11 protein-coding genes are annotated in these 18879 nt (G+C 49.0%); 7 read left to right on the top strand and 4 right to left on the bottom strand.

Annotated features, from left to right (window positions below; all coding sequences use genetic code 11):
* The first annotated feature begins 297 nt into the window (after positions 1 to 297).
* From ACESLU_RS00380 to ACESLU_RS00360, 5 genes are all read left to right on the top strand, one after another.
* Entirely contained in the window at positions 298 to 3636 is a 3339-nt protein-coding gene (locus ACESLU_RS00380) for a SusC/RagA family TonB-linked outer membrane protein (RefSeq protein WP_372633541.1), read from the top strand.
* Positions 3637 to 3647: 11 nt separating this feature from the next.
* Positions 3648 to 5210, top strand: coding sequence for a SusD/RagB family nutrient-binding outer membrane lipoprotein (locus ACESLU_RS00375; RefSeq protein ID WP_372633538.1), 1563 nt, complete (start codon positions 3648 to 3650; stop codon positions 5208 to 5210).
* A 415-nt stretch (positions 5211 to 5625) separates the two neighbouring features.
* A complete protein-coding gene (locus ACESLU_RS00370; protein ID WP_372633535.1) occupies positions 5626 to 8790 on the top strand; it encodes a SusC/RagA family TonB-linked outer membrane protein in 3165 nt (1054 codons plus the stop codon).
* A 27-nt stretch (positions 8791 to 8817) separates the two neighbouring features.
* Positions 8818 to 10293 carry a SusD/RagB family nutrient-binding outer membrane lipoprotein gene (locus ACESLU_RS00365; protein ID WP_372633532.1) on the top strand — a complete coding sequence of 492 codons (1476 nt, stop codon included), beginning with the start codon at positions 8818 to 8820 and terminating at the stop codon, positions 10291 to 10293.
* A 239-nt stretch (positions 10294 to 10532) separates the two neighbouring features.
* Positions 10533 to 11219, top strand: coding sequence for a DUF4412 domain-containing protein (locus tag ACESLU_RS00360; RefSeq protein WP_372633529.1), 687 nt, complete (start codon positions 10533 to 10535; stop codon positions 11217 to 11219).
* A gap of 1 nt (position 11220) precedes the next feature.
* Here the strand turns inward: ACESLU_RS00360 and ACESLU_RS00355 are convergent, their stop codons facing one another.
* From ACESLU_RS00355 to ACESLU_RS00345, 3 genes are all read right to left on the bottom strand, one after another.
* On the bottom strand, positions 11221 to 12381 hold the full coding sequence (locus ACESLU_RS00355) for a hypothetical protein (protein WP_372633526.1): 1161 nt from the start codon (positions 12379 to 12381) through the stop codon (positions 11221 to 11223).
* 320 nt (positions 12382 to 12701) lie between these two features.
* Positions 12702 to 13577 carry an alpha/beta hydrolase family protein gene (locus ACESLU_RS00350; RefSeq protein WP_372633523.1) on the bottom strand — a complete coding sequence of 292 codons (876 nt, stop codon included), beginning with the start codon at positions 13575 to 13577 and terminating at the stop codon, positions 12702 to 12704.
* A gap of 206 nt (positions 13578 to 13783) precedes the next feature.
* Entirely contained in the window at positions 13784 to 15325 is a 1542-nt protein-coding gene (locus ACESLU_RS00345; RefSeq protein WP_372633520.1) for a YifB family Mg chelatase-like AAA ATPase, read from the bottom strand.
* 97 nt (positions 15326 to 15422) lie between these two features.
* Here ACESLU_RS00345 and ACESLU_RS00340 point away from each other — a divergent pair, with 97 nt between their 5' ends.
* On the top strand, positions 15423 to 15866 hold the full coding sequence (locus ACESLU_RS00340) for a DUF4342 domain-containing protein (RefSeq protein ID WP_372633518.1): 444 nt from the start codon (positions 15423 to 15425) through the stop codon (positions 15864 to 15866).
* Positions 15867 to 16014: 148 nt separating this feature from the next.
* Here ACESLU_RS00340 and trxB read toward each other — a convergent pair whose 3' ends face one another.
* Entirely contained in the window at positions 16015 to 16986 is a 972-nt protein-coding gene (gene trxB / locus ACESLU_RS00335) for a thioredoxin-disulfide reductase (protein WP_372633515.1), read from the bottom strand.
* Positions 16987 to 17221: 235 nt separating this feature from the next.
* Here trxB and ACESLU_RS00330 point away from each other — a divergent pair.
* A partial coding sequence (locus ACESLU_RS00330) for a glycosyltransferase (RefSeq protein WP_372633513.1) occupies positions 17222 to 18879 on the top strand: 1658 nt, incomplete at its 3' end.

Here is an 18879-nt window from a genome sequence, read left to right as displayed (position 1 = left end):
GAGAATGTCCATGTCAGCTTTCGTAAAACAAGCGCTTTTCGGTTCTCTTCTTAGCTGTCAGGTTAAGACCGTATAACCTTTATGTAAAAAAACTTTCAATTTATGCGTATAAAAACTAACTTAACGGTGTTAATGGGCTTTTATTATAAATAAGTCTATTATTTTATTTGCCCTTCGCGGGCACATCAGATGAACTTTCAGAAAGGGGACCATCACGTAATATATCAGGGCTATGTTATATTATACTTCCTTTTGTAGTTCAGTCAATTAAATTGTTAACCAATAATGAGGTAATTTATGTTTAGAAAGTTACTATATACGGTTGTCGTATGTCTCATTTCTGCCGGCACGGCCTTTGCACAGACCGGTAGTTTGAGTGGGACCGTTACGGATGCCGATTCTGAAGAAGCATTGCCGGGAGCTAACGTTGTTATTGCGGAGCTTTCGACGGGTGCTTCTGTGAATGTCGATGGAGAATATGAGATAACTAATATCCCGGCTGGCACCTATGAAGTTACTGCCAGTTTTATCGGCTATAACGAAGAAACGCAGACTGTGACCATTGAGGCTAATGAAGAGACGGTCGTTAACTTTACGCTGCAGTCCGGAGTTGACCTGGGCGAAGTGGTTGTGACGGCATTGGGGGAAGAGGTGAGTGAACGAACCCTTTCGTTCTCTTCGCAGAATGTGAACGAGGAACAGTTGAATGTTACACAGGATGCAAATATTAGAACAGGTCTGGCCGGAAAGGTTTCAGGTGTTCAGATCGTCGGACAGGCCGGCTCCAAACTGGGTGATTTCGGTAATATCCGTATTCGGGGAGCGATATCTCTGACGAATGACCTGGCGGAACCGCTCTATGTAGTGGATGGCGTTCCGGTTGAAGATCCCAATATCGTGGATATGAATAATGTCAGCGATGTGAACGTGCTGAAGGGTCCCAATGCAACGGCTCTCTATGGTCAGCGCGGCGAGAACGGGGTTGTTATTATTTCAACGAAGGGGGCCCGGGAAACGGGGGTAAGTGTGGAGTTGAACTCGTCCACCACCTTCGACAGGGTTTCCTACCTGCCAAACTTTCAGAATAAATATGGAAAAGGATATTCTGGAGAATCGGAGTGGGTAACGATGGACTATGAGAATGGATTTAATTTAGGTAATCTGGCTGGAAGCTTAGAGGGTAATTACGTACCATACCCTGAATATTTTCAGCCGCTTGACGGCGAGCGATTTATAGTGAGCGGGTATGCCGACGAGAGCTGGGGTCCGGAGTTTGACGGGGAGCCCTATATTGCATGGTACAATATGTATCCGGACAGCCCCTATTACGGGGAGACTTCTACCTGGGATGCCGCGCCTGATAACATCAGGAATTTCTACGAAACCGGCGTGACCAATAAATCAAGCATGGCGATTAACTATAATACGGATCGCTATAACACCCGGTTGGCCTTTACCAACCTGACGCAGGGAGGGATTCTTCCGTATTCCAACCTGAATAAGCAGATACTCAACGGTAGTTTTGATTATGATGTTACCGACGATTTCCACGTCGGTCTGAAAGTGAATTACGCTACCCAGGCTATCGAGGGAGAGGTTCGCGACGATGATTACGGAAACCAGACGTCCGGACAGTTTAACTCCTGGTTTGCCCGAAACCTGGAAATGGATAAAATTCGAGAACTGAAGGATCTGGAAACCCCTGAGGGATATTCGGCCTCCTGGAATAACTGGGGACCTGGTATTATTGCTTCGGCACCTCTGGCATTGTTTGGCGGATCCGAGTCAGAATACTACAAGCCCGCTTTCTGGTATAATCCCTATACCTGGATGGACCGGTATGACGAAAATCGTGAAACCGACAATTTGTTGTTGAATGTTGATTTGTCTTATCAAATCAGTGAGCAATTGGAATTGGTTGGTAGCGCCAGTACCACGTCTGAAGATTATAGCAGGCGATTTGAATTACCCTATAGTCTGACTTATTCAGCAGCTCCGACGCTGTATAACGAGTGGATTAATTCATTTGGTGAATACAGCGACCAAATAAAAGAGCATAACTTCAGTTCCCGGTTGCGATATGATGAGAACTTTGGGGATTTTAATGTAAACGGTTTTGTTGGTGGCCAGGTCCGTATAGAAGAATTTAAACGATTCAGTGCGGATATGGATCGAGAAAACTGGCAGAGCGGGGGATTGATCATGCCGGATGTGTTCACTTTCAGCAACTCTGCTGAACAGGTAGTACCTATTGAGCGTAACTGGGACAAACAGGTCCTGAGCATGTTCGTGAAGGCGACGGTTGGATACCAGGACTACCTGTATCTTGACGGGACCTACCGCCAGGATTACAGTTCTGCACTGCCTGAAGGGAACAATGGCTACGGATATCCCTCTGTTGGTCTGTCCTTCATATTTACTGAGTTCATGGACTCCGATATTCTTACCAATGGTAAATTGCGAGCCGGCTGGGCTCAGGTTGGCAACGACGTAGATGCCGAACGGATTAACCAGGTATACTCCCTGCAACAGGATCCTTTCACCAACCCGAGAACCGGCGAGGCCAACCCGCTGCTTTACACGGATGCAACCCTGGTCGATCCTAATATCGAGCCCGCGCTCAGTTCCTCTTTTGAGGCGGGAACGGATCTCGAATTCTTCGAGAATCGTCTTAGCTTAAGTGCTACGTATTACCTGGAGAATCGCAATGATGAAATTGTTCCGGCCAGCCTGTCTTCAGGTTCCGGGTATACCGAATACCTGACCAACGCCGGATCGCTGGAGCGTGAGGGTGTAGAGCTTTCACTTGATGCAACTCCTATCGTTAATCAGGATTTCCGATGGGATGCAACAGTTAACTGGTCTACCAATACAGTCACGGTAACCGAACTGCCCGAAGGATTAGATTCCTATGAAATGGCTAATACCACAGCGGCCTTTGGCTATGTCTCCCTGACTCACAGGCTTGACGAAGAATGGGGACAGCTGCGGGGCCCCGGGATCCGCCGGGATGAAAACGGTCAGCCGATCGTTAATGATAACGGGCTGTTTGCTGTTGAGCAGAATCAATACTTTGGCAGCGTGCTTCCCGACTGGACAGGTGGATTTATCAATACGTTTTCCTACAAGGGACTGAGCATGACGGCCAGTATTGACTTCCAGAAAGGTGGTCAGTTCTTTACCCTTTCCGAGCAGTGGGGACAGTATTCGGGCCTGCTTGAGGAAACTGCCGACAATAACAATCGCGGCAATCCCAAGCGCGATCCGGTTTCTGAAGGTGGTGGTGTTCACGTAACCGGCGTTGATGCCGACGGGAATGCCGTTGACACCTATGTAAGCGCTTTTGATTACTACGGCCAGTGGCAGTCAAACACTATTGCCGAGCCGTTTATTCGCGATGCAGATTTTGTAAAGCTTCGTGAATTGAGTCTCAACTATACCTTGCCGAGAGAGTGGGTTGGCAATTTCCTGCAATCCGCTTCAATAGGAGTCGTGGGTCGTAACCTTTGGATGATCGCTGTCGCAGATAATAACGTCCATGAATGGGATCCCTCTGAGCTCGCCGAGACTTTTGGTGAAAACGGGCAGCTGCCGGGTACGAAAAGCTATGGCTTTAATGTAAAAGTAACTTTTTAACGATGTTGACCATGAAGAAACTTAGATTATTACCAATATTCTTATGTATTCTTACGGTAACGTTTGCCTCTTGTGATAGCGTCGATTTCGGCGATATCAACCAGGACGATGACGTACCGCAGGAAGCAAATGTGGAAGGATTGCTTGCCGGTGGGATGAACCAGTTCTTTACGAACTGGGGTCGCGCCTACTTCAACAATCCGACCCTGTATGTGCAGTATCAGGCGCAGAGTACGTATACTACGGAGATGACCTATGGAGAAAATGCCTATCCCTGGACCGATTATTACTCCGGGGTACTGAGTAATTTCAAAGAACTCTATGAAATTACAACGGCCGAGGAAATTCCAAGCACGGTCCCGGGTTTCGGTCATCCCGACAACCAGGCGGCCGTCGCGGAGATAATGAGTGCCCTGGTATTCAAGCGCGTGACGGATATCTGGGGTTCAGTTCCCTATAGTAACGGAGACGGTTCCGTTGGAGAAGCACTTGCAGGGCTCGATAATACTACTCCGGCTTATACCGATCAGCAAACGATCTATCAGAATCTTATTGAGCGGGTAAAAGCTGCTCGTGATATGATCAATACCGGGGCTGACGGACCGACCGGCGATGTATTGTACGGCGGAGATATGACTAAGTGGCAAAAATTCGCCAATTCCCTTATTCTCCAGTTGAGTCTTCAAATCTCTGATGTTGACGCTGAATATGCCTCTCAGGAATTTTCAGCGGCGCTGAATCACCAGGCCGGCGTCATTGAAACTGTTGCAGATGAAGCCTGGTACGATTACCAGAATTCTCCGGGTGCGACGAATCCCCTCTCACAGAACCGGGGTTCTGATTATGTATTGTCAGACGCTTTTACCGATGCATTGATGGGGGAGACGAACGATGATTCAACGATCGTATATTCCAATAGCACCTATGACGACCGCTTGAATGTATTGTCCAGTGAACCTTCGTCTTCCGGAGGTGCCTATGGTATTGCGGGAATCGTCAATAGTGGTGCTTCCATTAGCGGTGTAGTTGCAGATGCGGGTAGTGATCTTCCCTATATGACGGCGGGTTACACCTACCTGAACCGCGCAGAAGCGGCCGAATTGGGCTGGACCAATGAAAGTGCTATTGACATGCTTACGAATGGCATCATGCTGGCTTACGAGAGTGTCGATGAAAACTGGGATGAAAATGACCTGCTGGACAGTGATGGCTCTGCTTTTGCAGCACAGCGTGTGTTAGACGCCACCAGCGCGGAAGGTGGTTTGGCCCAGGTCATTGCGGAAGAAAAATGGGTTGCGCTCTTTCCCATGGGCTTTGATGCATGGTCCGAGTGGCGCCGCACCAATGACGCTAATTGGGGCAATAACCGGGGGGGAGATTATCCCTATGAGGCAACGGGTTATCCCGGCCTGTATCCTGCGGTAGATGCTACGAATGGCGGAGAAATTCCAAGCCGCTATATTTACCCAAGTGATGAGGAAGGCACAAACAGCCAGAGTTACCAGGATGGCGTGTCGCAACTCAACCCGGCAGAGGATAATAATACCTCAAATTTCTGGTGGGATGAGGAGTAAGAGATAGTCAGCATTCGCATTCTTACCTGCATATAAAATCAGGAAAGCCTCTTCCGGCAACGGAAGGGGCTTTTTATATTACTATGAAGGATCAAGATGGAGACAGGGGATGGTCAGTGTACCTTCTTTTTGTTGCTTCCATTAACATCCTTGTGAGCATTTCAGCCCGTCTGTGTATTGGTCTTATGTAAATAAACGTCTTTTATTAACCGATTTCTCGAGTTAAATTACCTTGCGATGATAATCATCATTTATTATATAGAAAATAAATTTATGTTAGGGGTTATCTAAACTTGATTGGTGTTTACTACTAAGAGTGATTAGCGGTAACCTGGGTTTATTAATAATGCCTATGCCAGTTTGAAGAAACAAAAACGAGTATACACAGCGTATCTAATAAAAAACGAGGTAATTTATGTTTAGAAAGTTACTATTGTCGTTTTGTTTCATAGCCTTTTTTGCGCAGATGGCTTTTGCGCAGACCGGAAGTATTACCGGCCAGGTTATAGACAACAACGGAGAATCTGTACCCGGTGCCAACGTACTATTGGTAGAATCGGGCCAAGGCACGGCAACGAATGCTGAAGGTAACTATACAATCAGTAACGTTGAAGCCGGAACCTATACGTTGCGTGTGACATTCGTAGGGTTTACGGAATATACCCAGCAGGTAGCCATCGAGTCGGGGGAAACCGTTGAAGTGGATGTTACGCTGGAAGCGGGAGAAATTGGCTTAGAAGAGGTAGTGGTAACAGCACTGGGTTTTGAGCGTGAAGTTAGATCCATCGGTTATTCTGTACAGGAGGTCACTGGAGAGTCGGTGACTGATTCCCGTGAATCAAATATTGTGAATGCTTTAGCCGGCAAGATTGCCGGTGTGCAGATAAACAGTTCAAGCGGTCAGCCGGGCAAATCCTCCCGTATTACTATCCGGGGAAATTCATCCATGCTGGGAGATAACCAGCCGCTATTCGTTGTGGATGGCATCCCCGTGAGTAATGCTTCGGATGGAAATCCTACGGAGAATATACTTTTTTCAGGGGGAGCTTCAAATCGGGCACTTGATATTGATCCCAGTACTATTGAAAATGTGAGTGTCCTGAAAGGGGCAAGCGCTACCGCCCTTTATGGATCACGTGCAGCGAATGGAGCGGTTATTATTACAACCAAAAGTGGTCAAAAGGATCAAGATTTAAGAGTTGATTTCAATTCATCTGTAGGCTGGGGTACCGCTATTATTGATGGCTTTAATGATGAATATCTTCAGGGCATTGATGGATATTATCATAATGGCCTGCCTTCGGACAACGGGGGATACATAGAGCCTGGCTCCCCCAGTGATGAGCCTCAAATAGGGCGTGCATGGGGACCTCATAAAGACTCGGTTTCTACTCAGGTGTTAAATGATCTGGGTGTGGATAAAATTCAAACATATGATCCCAGGGCCGACTTCTATGAAAACTCACAAAAGACCGAAAATTCCATAAATATTTCGGGCGGAACCTCTCAAAGTAACTACTTTTTTTCTGCAAACAGAACAGATCAAAGTGGAATCGTGCCCGGCAGCGATCTGGAGCGTACCAGTTTGATGGGTAAGTTTGGATCAGATCTTGGAGAGTTGCTCAATGTTCAAACGTCTGTTAATTATATAAATACTGCGAACCAGTGGATGAGTGAAGGGAACGGTCCTCAGAATTTTCTTTACGGGCTTAATTTCGTGCCTATTAATTATGATATTACTCCTGCTACCAGACAGGACGGGACGCAACGTATGCATTCCTCCTCGTATAATAATCCCTTCTGGCTGGCTGAAAATAACCCGTACAACAGTAGTGTGGATCGGTTTATTTCAAACTCTGAAATTACTGTCAATATCTTACCCTGGTTGACGGTCTCGGAACGTATTGGTATAGACACGTATACCGACAGTCGAAAAGGCCGTAAAAATATAGGTACCCGCGGAGTCACGTCCGGAATGTACGATCAAAAGATTAATCGTACCCAGATTAACTCGGATTTTACGATCTCGGCGCAACAAGATCTCAATCAGGATTTTTCTGTTGAGTTGTTGCTGGGTAATAATATTAATACCCGCAATTATGACTACACCCTGCAAGAGGGTACCAACTTAAATATTCCAAACTATTTCCATATTTCGAATGCAAATACGGTTACTGGTGATGAGGAGATAGAAGAGTATCGCTTGTACAGCTTTTACGGGCAGGCGACCGTTGATTATCAGGATTATATCTATCTCACCCTGACGGCGCGCAACGACTGGTCATCCACTCTTCCAGATGATAATAACTCATACTTTTATCCATCGGCCAGCCTTGGTTTTGTCTTCAGTGATGCTGTTGATTTCTTTGACGACAGCTTTGTATCGTTTGCTAAGCTTCGTGCTTCTATTTCCCAGGTTGGTAGTGATGCAGATCCCTACTCGCTTTCTACCAATTATGTCCAGGCAAATCCCGGTGATGGCGTCCGGGGTAATATTAACTTTCCTTTTCAGGGAATTAATGGATATAACTTAGACTTTGAGCTTGGGAACCCGGAATTGAAGCCGGAGATTACGACCGAGTATGAAATGGGGGCTGATCTCAGATTTTTTGCAAACAGAGCCAATGTAGATATTTCTTATTATGATCGATCAACCGAGAACCAGATCTTTCCTGTTCCCATGTCCAATGCCTCCGGGTACGACAGCTACCTGGGCAATGCAGGAGAGATTCGTAATTACGGTGTAGAGCTTGCGTTAGGATTGACGCCCATCCAAACAAGTGAGTTCCAGTGGGATATCGATGTTAATTTTTCCAAGAACACCACTGAGGTTGTCAAGCTGGCCGAGGGTGTTGAGAACATTTATCTGGGGGGATTTACCAGTCCGCAAATACGGATAGAGCCAGAAAAAAATGGATATGGCGTCCTCTGGGGCAGCCGGTACCAGCGATCTGAAAACGGGGAACTGCTTATAAATCCGGAAAGCGGTTTGCCAATAAGGGCTGGCAGTGACGGTCCTATCGGTAATGTGCAACCCGACTGGACTGGAAACCTGAGAACGACCTTCCGCTATAAAGGGGTTTCATTATCCGCCCTTTTTGACCGGCAGCAAGGGGGAGATATATTGAATATGGACCTGTATTATGCAACCTTTTACGGTTCGTCCGAAAATACGGAACAGCGTAATACCACCTATATTTATGATGGTGTCTTTGCCGAGATGAATGATAATGGCGAGTTGGTAAGCTCAGGTAACCCCAATGATATTGAAATCACTCGAGACCGTACATACTGGCAAAGTGTGTATGGTATTACATTCGAAAACTTTGTAGAAGACGGTAGTTATCTGAAATTGAGAGAACTCAGTTTAGCATATACGCTTCCGCAGTCTCTTATAGCAGAATTGCCGGTCCGATCGCTGACTATCAAAGGGGTCGGACGTAACTTGTGGATTGATACTGATTTTTCTTACGGCGATCCGGAGGGTAGTTTATATGGCAGTGGTAATGCTCAAGGTTTTTACCATATGCTTGCTCCGAGTACTCGTAATTATACTGTAAGTTTGCAAGTATCATTCTAAAAACATTTAACTATAGTTATATTAGTTATGAAATTTTCTAAACTTTTAACCAGTGCATTTCTTTTATTTACGATTACTTTACTGGTTGGATCATGCAGTGATTACCTGGATGTCAATCAAGATCCAACGGCCCCGGATGAGGTCCCTCCGGATCTGCAACTTTCCGCTATTCTGGCAAATTTTAGTTATGAAGTAGTTGGGAATGAACCAGCGAGGACAAGTTTATTGTGGGTACAGCAACTGGCCTATAATGGGGAACCACCGTCTGAAGACAACTATGATTATACATCGACAGGTCCCGATAATTTATGGGGAGCTTCTTATATAGATGTATTAAATAATGCCAAAACGCTAAATAAGGACGCTACTGAATCAAATAATTATGCTTATTCTGGTATTGCCAAGGTGATCATGGCGTGGAATTATTCCATACTTACAGATCTTTTTGGCAGTGTGCCATATTCGGCGGCCTTGAATGCTACAGATCCGGCGCCGACTTATACCCCGCAGGAGGAGATTTATCCGGCGTTGCTGGATACGCTTGACGCTGCAATTCAGGATTTTGAATCTGAAAGCGTCAGAACGCCCTCTTCCGACGACCTGTTGTATGGGGGAGATATGGGGAAGTGGGAAAAGCTGGCTTATACCTTGAAGGCACGCCTTCATATGCACTTGACAAATGCATCCGGCTATGATGCCAATGAACAGGCTCAGGCAGCATTGACGGCCCTGCAAAATGGGTTTGAAAGTAATGCGGACGACGCCGATTTTCAGTATTATGAGGAAACGGGCTCCGAAAATCCATGGTATCAGTTTGCCATTGATAGCAAATGGGATACTCGAGATCAGTTGAGTGCCAACTATGTGGACCTTCTAAAATCCCTGGATGACCCGAGACTACCCATCCAGGCGAGACCTGTAGGAGCTATAGACAGTGATGGTCCGGTGGCTGGTTTTTCTGATGAGAACCCGGAATACGAAGGGCATGAAAATGGTGAGCAGGGATCAGGTACAGACACCATCTCATCTATCGGTGAATTTTACAGTGCTCCTGATGCACCACTGAATATGCTCAGTTATGCTGAAGCCAAATTTATAGAGGCTGAGGCAATATTGATTACACAGGGCGCAGCTGCGGCCCAGCCGGTCTATGAGGAAGCAGTTCAAGCTTCAATGGATAAGCTCGGTGTCGCTGATACTGAAGCGGATCTGTACATTGCCTCGCTTCCTCCTCTTATAGTCGGTAATGCGCTGGAGGAGATTATGACTCAAAAGTATATAGCTACTTTTCTGAACTATGAAGTTTATAATGATTGGAGACGCACGGGTTATCCAGAGATTGAACCTGTCAGTAACACTCCTTATACCCCTGGTGGTGGGATTCCAGTGCGTTTTCCTTATCCACAGTCTGAGTATAACAACAACCAGCAGAATGTAAGTGAAACCGGAATCCCCAATAATTATTCAGCCCTTGAAATGAACATTTGGTGGGATGTCGATTGAGTGGAACTTAAAGTGAAATATTAAATTCAGGAAAGCCTCTCCCGTCAGTGGGAGGGGCTTTTCATTTTGATCTATTATATAACGATAATACGTATACAACCTATAGAGGCAGCTGGCCAGACTACAAATATACATCCCTTCAGTATTAATATTAATGCATTGCGGGATCGTGAGTTTAAATAAAAAGAGATATCAATATGATGAATCTAAGAAAAATAAAAGAGACAGGAGATAGGGATATGAAACATGGAAAAGCAATTTGTTCGTTTATTGCGGGATTATGTATGATTGCAGGCCTCAGCCTTCAGAGCCATGCTCAGAATTTCGAAGGAGTCATCCACTACGAATTTGAGGGAGCTTCACAAAACGGGATGGGTGATATTCCCTATATGATTAAAGGCGACAAAGTACGCATGCAGTTTGGGGACGGCCAGTCCAAGGGGGCTATGATATTTCTTCCGGCGGACTCAAAAATGCTGTTTGTCTTGGACAATATGAAAAGCTACATGAATGTGGATACGGAGAAATGGATGGATAATGATGCGTACGACAGCAAGTGGGATGATTCTGAAATGACCCGTACAGGTCAGTCAAAAACCGTGGCGGGCTATAGCTGTGAAGTATGGCAGGTTACCAACGGCAGCGACCAGCTGAACATGTGTATGGCGGAGGGACTCGGTACGTTTATGTCGCCGGGTAACCCAATGGCCCGACAAAATGCGCCGGCGTGGGCAAAAAAAATCATAGCGGATGGTTATATGCCGCTGGAAGTGGTGGAAGAATCAGCCGATGGCAGCACAACCGTTCAGATGAAGGCTACAAAGATCGAGGAAACGTCGCTTTCGGATTCGCTTTTTGAAGTGCCCGACGGCTATAAAAATATGAGCAGCATGATGCAGCAGATGATGAAGCAGCGGAATAATTAACTTAGTTAATTTTTGACAGGAGGTCGCGGGCTTTTTCGCGGTATGCCGGGGCCGTATCCGCTCCCGCAACCTTTTCGAGATAGAATCTTGCCTCCTCAAAATCCTGCCGCTCCGCCAGCAGCTTGCCGGACAGGTACCCGGAGACGACCCAGAAAGCGCGATGAGAGGTGTTGGGGAGCTCCTCTCCCAGCTCAAAAGCCTGCCGGTATTGCTGCAGGGCCTCTTCCGGCCGGTTTTTTTGTTCCAGAATTCGTCCCTTCCAGGTAAGCAGTTCTTCCCGCAGCACCTCGCCGTGAGGCAGCTGGCGGGACTGCCACCGGTTCAGTGTTTCTTCGATAAACCCAAGAGCTTTGTTGTAGCGGCGCCGCTGGTAATAACTTTTCGTGAGAATACGAGCGTAGTAGTTGTTGCGGGGATACCGGGTCGTGAGCTGTTCAAAATAGGGAATGGCCGCAGCATAATCTTTTTCATAATTGTAGTTGATGTTTCCCAGAAAATAGAGCGCTTCTGCCCGTGCAAAGGTTGCTGTTTGCGAAGCTTCCCGGATAAGCTGCAGTCCCTCTTGTTTATCTCCTTCCGGCAAAAACCAGGAGACCGTCTGGACCACAGGGTAGGCTTCGGGCAAGTAGGCCGAATAGTAGCGCTTCAATCCCTGTGCCAGCTTTAAATCTTCCATATCCGGTTGCAGTTCGAGTAAATGTTCATAGGTATTCATTGCCTTGCGGGCATAATTCAGGCTGCTGACCCACTCTTCCCGGTTTGAATACTGACGGCCGACATAGCCGTTGGCAATAGCCTGGATAATAAGCGCATCGGCATGAGAGGATTGCCGGTGGAGGAGCTTGCCGGCCTGGTAGTTCGCTTTTTTCATGACCGTGACCAACTCATCATCGCGGGAGGTATCCTCGAGGTCGGAAAGCACCCCCCACCATACTTTCATGCCGTCCATGAGTGTCCACAACGGATGTCCGGGATAGTCCTCTTTCCACGACGAAAGTACCTCTTCGGCGCCCTCGAAGTTAAAATTATAAATGGAATCGACGGCCGTCTGGGCATCAGAACGGAACCGGGCATCATTAACCAGTTCCGGGACCTGGCCGGTGGCGGGGATGGCGGCCGCCAGTGCCAGTAGGATAAGGAGATAGTGTTTTACAGACTTCACAGGAAAAGTTTTTAATTAATATAGCATCCATGCCATGTCCGCCCGTGTCCATTTCGATAGCTGCAGGGTTGTCCTGTATCCATCGGAGGGTTGAAACACCGGTTCAATGGGTTTGTTAAAGTTCGTTGCGGGGAATCTTAGCTCATGGTTTCAATCGTAAACATTCGGTGAAAAGACCCGCCCGCAACCTCTCGGTGCAGCTGCAGCGGGCGCTGTCCCGATCCTGCGCCACTTTCTGGTGACTATCTTCCGCCCGAATACTGGAGGTCGTCACGGGCACGTCAGGATCTTCCCCTGTAATAACTCATTGATGGATAGCCTTATTGCAGATGATTTTGGAACCACTGCCGGGTATGGTGTAAAACCTGCTGGAACGTATCGGGGAACGTTTCATCCTCAAAGGGATGGGAGGTATCGAACGTATGTCCCGAATCAGGCATCAGCTTGAGTTCCTTGTGGTCGGAGGGACACTGGTTAAAAAGTTTTTCGGCTTCGTCATAGGGTACGGCTTCATCCCCTTTGGAATGAATGAACAGGGCGGGCAGGTTGAGTTCCCGGACCCGTTTAATCGCCATCAAACGGTCAGCGTTGGCCTGAGCATCCTCGTAAACCGTTTTTTTAACCGGCATAACCTGTCCCGTACGACCATTAATAATTTCAGTCACACCCCGCTCCCGCCAGTCCGCAATCATCTTATCGCTCCACCGCGCGTTGTAGTCCGCCACGGCCGACCATGTGACCAGGCACTGTACCTCCGGGTATTCTGCGGCCGCCGCCACAGCCGTGTGTCCCCCGCGCGAGTGTCCCAGCAACCCGATTCGGGAGGGGTCGATGGTTGTGGAAAGGGATTTTGAAGTATCGAAATCGATCGCGTCATCTTTAAAGGCTTGTATGAGGGAACCCACGTCCTCCAGATCCTGGCTCAGGGTTTCCCGGGCAAACAGGTCCAGTTGATCAAATTCGGTCATGCTTTTGCCCACCCCGTTGAGCGAAAAGTTCATCGCCAGCACCGCAAAACCGGCGGAGCTCAGGCTGGCACAGGCCTCCGGGAAGGCGCCCCAGTCTTTAAATCCCTTGAAACCGTGCAGGAATAGAATGAGGGGGAGGGACTGCTCTTCCTTTGCCTCCTCCGGAGTATAGAGATCGTAATAGATCGGCAGGTTTTCAGTCGACGGGATGGAACCGGATTGTTTCATAACTGGGCGGATAGGTTATGTTGTAATTTCTAACATTATGAAGATCATCCGGGTAAGTTTCCGGATTTTTTTTTGTGAAGCAGAACAATTATAAAAATAGAAACTCATAACTTATAAACAATGATGAATTGATGACCTGTTGGAAAGTTGCCCTATAATACTTTTGGTATCATTTATTGCCCCGTCAGGCTGCAGTCCAAAGCAGGTTATCCCAGCCAGCTTTCACGGTCCAGGCTCCGGTACTGGATGGCCTCTGCAACGTGGTTGGATTTAATGGTTTCCGAACGCTCCAGATCGGCAATCGTTCGCGACACCTTTAAGATGCGGTCATACGCACGGGCCGAGAGTCCCAGGGAAGTGATCGCCTTTTTGAGCATGCTGGCGCCGGCATCATCCAGCATGCATATTCTGCGAGACATCTTGGTATTCATCTGTGCATTGCAGTAGACGCCTTTGATTCCCATAAACCGCTGGGTTTGAATCTCCCGGGCCCCTATCACGCGGTTCCGGATATTGGCGGAAGGCTCTCCCTTGGATTTGCTGGAAAGCTCATCATAGCTCACCTTCTGTACTTCAATATGAAGGTCGATGCGATCGAGAAGGGGACCGCTTATTTTACTGAGGTAGCGCTGCATTTGAGCGGGATCTGCTCCCGCCGGATCGGCCGGATCGTACCAGTCGCCCGTGGGCGAGGGATTCATGGAAGCAACCAGCATGATACGGCTGGGGTAGCTGACGCTCATCCGGGACCTGGATATACTGACCGAGCCGTCTTCCAGCGGCTGACGCATCACTTCGAGAGCGCTCCGTTTGAACTCGGGCAGTTCGTCCAGGAAGAGAATGCCGTTGTGAGCCATCGATATCTCTCCGGGCCTGGGGATGCTGCCGCCGCCCACCAGGGCCACGTCTGATACGGTGTGGTGCGGGGACCGGAACGGCCGGGAGGTTACGAGGGCCTTGCCGCTGGGCAGCAGTCCGGCCACGGAATGAATTTTAGTCGTCTCCAGCGCTTCATCAATCGTGAGCGGGGGCAGGATGTCGGGCAGGCGCCGCGCCATCATGGTCTTTCCCGAACCCGGCGGCCCCACCAGAATGATATTGTGTCCCCCTGCCGCGCCCACCTCCAAAGCCCGCTTTACGTTTTCCTGTCCCCGGACGTCGCTGAAATCCAGGATTTGCTGCTGCCCGTTTTCCCGGAACATCTTCCTGACCTCCACCGTCAGGGGATCATGGCTTTGTTTGTCCCGCAGCCATTCCATCACCTCGCTCAGGTGTCCAAAGGCATAGACGTTGATCCCATCGACGACAGCCGCTTCAGGACCGTTTGAGGCGGGCACGATCATATTTTTTAGGCCCTTTTCACGGGCCTGTACCGCCATTGGCAGGACGCCTTTGACGGGACGCAGTCTTCCATCCAGGGCCAGCTCGCCCAGCACCAGCGTCTGATGCAATCCCTTCGTTTTAATTTGTCCCGATACATGAAGCAGCGCTACGGCAATCGGCAGGTCGAAAGCACTGCCTTCCTTCGGAAGGTCGGCCGGCGCCAGGTTAACGGTAATACGTCCGTCGGGAAATGAGGCGCCGGAGTTGCTGAGGGCTGCTTCAATCCGGTCGCTGGACTCACTGACCGCACGGTCCGGCAAACCGACCAGGAAATATTTAGGCATGCCGCTCGTCCTGTTTACTTCGACTTCGATAAGGCGAGCGTCGACCCCGATGGTTGATGCGCAGTAGACTCTTGATAGCATTATATTACTCCTTGAACTGAATCTTTTGGATTTCTTTTACGTAGTAAGATCCTACAGGAGTCCAATCCTTACAAAATAATTAAATTGGTGTTTTATCATGAAGACCTCAAAATCAACACACACCTTTACGGAAGAAATCAAGGGCACCGTCTCAGAAATTATAAGCCAGGTTAAAAAGCTGATAAAAGAAGGAAATGCCCGTCGGATTATGATCGAGGATAAAAACGGGAAGGTCCTGTTTCAGTCCCAGCTGACGGTAGGCCTGGCGGGAACGGCCGTGCTTACGGTTATAGCCCCCATTGTCTCCGCTATCAGCATCTTTGCGTTGTTTATGAACGATGTCAAGATTATTGTGGAACGCTATCCCGAGGAAGAAAACGGGGAAGAAGATGAATATGAGGTGGAGGCCGAAATCATTGAGATCCGGGATGAGGGTGAGGAAGAACAAGCTGAACATGATGATGAAGATGCGGAACTGGCGTCGGAAGAGGGAGCGGAAGAAGAAACTGAAAAAACCGTGGGAAAGTCTGAAGAGCAGTGAGCATCAAAAGGTAAAAACAGAAGAATCGATTAGCTCGAGGCCCGTCGCATACGTCGCATCAGCCCTTACGCATCTCCGAAATATATTCCGGCCTAATGTAATAGAAGGGTTCAGACTTATGATGAGCCACCAAAATAAGCGGTAGCTGTTACCCGCCAACGGCCACTTTTTCCCTGACTTTTTCTTCAGCCAAAAAGCGTTCGGCATCCAGGGCGGCGCGGCAGCCGGTACCCGCAGCGGTTACGGCCTGCCGATAGACCGGATCCATGGCATCGCCGGAGGCAAAAACGCCTTCGAGGTCCGTCGCCGTAGATTCGCCCTTGGTTTTGATATAGCCGACCTCATCGGTCGTAAGCACTTCTTTGAACAGGTCGGTATTGGGCTTGTGCCCGATTGCGATAAACACGCCGGTCACATCATCCAGGGTGGTTACCTCCCGCGTCTTGTTATTGATCACTTCCACGCCGTCAACCACTTCATCGCCCAGTACTTCTTTGAGCTCGGTGTCCCACATAAATTCAATCTTCTCGTCATTAAACGCCCGGCTCTGCAAGGCCTTTGACGCACGCAGCTCCTGTCGACGATGCAGCACCGTCACTTTACTGGCAAACTTGGTAAGGAAGGTGGCTTCCTCCATGGCCGTATCGCCTCCGCCCACGACAATGACGTGCTGGTCGCGGAAAAAAGCCCCGTCACAGGTTGCACAGGCGGAAACTCCTTTGCCCCGCAGGCGTTGTTCGCTGTCGAGTCTCAACCACTTGGCGGAAGCACCGGTGGAGACAATAATGGATTTGGCGAAAAGCTCTGTTTCTTCGTCCACCGTTAATTTATAGGGACGATCTCCAAAGTCAATATCCGTTACCATCCCGTACCGGCAGTCGGCGCCGAATCGCTGAGCCTGTTCGCGGAAATCCTGCATCATTTTCGGCCCTAACACCCCCTCGGGGTAGCCGGGATAGTTCTCCACATCCGTTGTCTGCATAAGCTGTCCCCCGGGCTCGGGACCTTCAAAGACCAGCGGGTTCAGGTCAGCCCTGGCGGCATAAAGCGCGGCGGTCAGCCCGGCCGGTCCACTTCCAACAATTACGACGTCAAATGTTTTTCCTGCGATATCTTCCATTATTTATACCGTTTGCCTGATTTAATTTCATCACAAGGTACAAAAAATAGTGCTAAATAGTGAGTTGATATTTCCTATGGGATTCATAGAAAGCGTTGATGGATATCGCCTGTTGAGCCCCCTCCAAACCAGTCTGTAAAGACCACTCTTAAATACACGATGAATTATTTTCGCCTTTTTCTTTTCAGCTCGTATATTTCGAGAGAACAAACTTATATCATTCGGAAGGTACTCTATGCCTAATACCTCTACCTCGCTGCTTACGGTTACGATTGTCGTACAGGATCAGAAAGATGTCATAGAAACGACGCTGACCTCACTGTATGAGTGCACCGATATCTCCTTTGAACTCTTTGTGATTGATGACGCCTCATCGGACGGGAGCGATGAAGTGATACAGTCTGTGCTTGATTATTACCAGCATGAGCAAACGTTCTACTACGAACACGAACAGCGAGCGGGACGCGGGTACGCCCTCAACGAAGCCCTTGTTCAAAGCAGCGGCTCTTTTTTTTGGGCACCGGAAACCATTCAGGAAATAGACGAGCCGCTCCTCGCGGATTGCCTGGAACAGCTGGGGGAGGCCCCGGAAGCGGGGATGTTACAGCGGCACGGGCTGCCGTCCGACCTGCCGGGATGGATCGATCTTGTCAACCGGAACCAGTGGCCGACAGACGGGGCGTTCCTCTGGAACCTGCAGAATGTGCAGGCGGACAAGCGGTATTTCAATCCCTTTTTAAATGCGTATGGTAGCATGGACCTGGCCGGTCGGCTTGTGGAGTCCTCTTTCCTGCGAAGTGAGAGCCCGTGGTCGCGGCCCAGTCCCATGGAAAAGATCCAGGCGCCGACCCTCCCCTTGCGCCAGGAACTGTTGACCACCTTATTGCGGGGCCTCAAAACAGCCGGGAATGAGCGGAATCAGATCCTCAAAGCCCTGCAGTCCCTGGAAACGGGGAGCCGGCCACTGAGGGAACGGGATTTTGACATTGAGCTGCTTAACGAGGCGGTGGCTATGAAGGAAGACGGCCGTTTTAACGCCGCCCTGGAAAAGATTGAAGAGGTGCTTGACGAACAACCCTCTCATCCGGCTGCAAAGCAGCTTAAAATCCAGCTTCTGGAGAAAAAACGCCGGTTTGTGGAAGCCTCGGAGCTGAAACATGAGATCAGCAAAACGGAAAGGAAAGCGGAGGGGCAAAAAGAGAAATCAGAAATAGAGAAGCGTCAGGCCCCCCAGGCATCCCCGGAGGGAAAAAAAGAAACGCAGCGACGAGATCCGGACATCAGCCTCATCGTTCCCACGGCGATTCACGGGAAGGCTGCGCTGGAGCACGGGCTGCTTTCGGTATCGAAGCACTGCGATCCGGGTGAGATCCAGCTGATTGTTATTGATAACGCCAGCCTTGACGATACGCACGACTACCTGGAAGAGCTGCAGGAAAAGGACTTCCTGGGGTGCAAAGTCATCACGAATCAGCAGAACAGGGGATTTGCCGCGTCCGTAAACCAGGGGTTGGAGCAGGCCGATACGCCTTATGCCTGTATTGTGCATAATGATGTGGTATTCAGGAGCGATGCAGTGGGACAGCTAAAAAAGATCATGGAAGCCCACCCCGGCTATGCGCTGGTGGGTCCCGCTGCGGACAAGACGCTCAACCCCGACCAGGCTATCCGGAATATTGATTCTGACAGTCCGGGGCTGATGCCGGCGGAGTATATCGACAGCTTCTGCATGATGATGCGCACCGATACGGGATTGCGGATGGACGAAGCCTATGAGCTGGCCTTTTTTGAGGATATCGACCTCTGTTTCCAGGCTCGATCTGCCGGCTATAAAGTGGGCATCGCTTCCCACATTGAGGTCACTCACCACTTGGGTACCACCACTTTTCCACT

It is taken from the genome of Fodinibius sp., from assembly GCF_041642155.1.
In the GTDB taxonomy this organism is placed as follows: Bacteria; Bacteroidota; Rhodothermia; order Balneolales; family Balneolaceae; genus Fodinibius.
The sequence above is the reverse complement of the archived record's forward strand: the minus strand, read 5'-3'. Positions and strand labels throughout refer to the sequence as shown.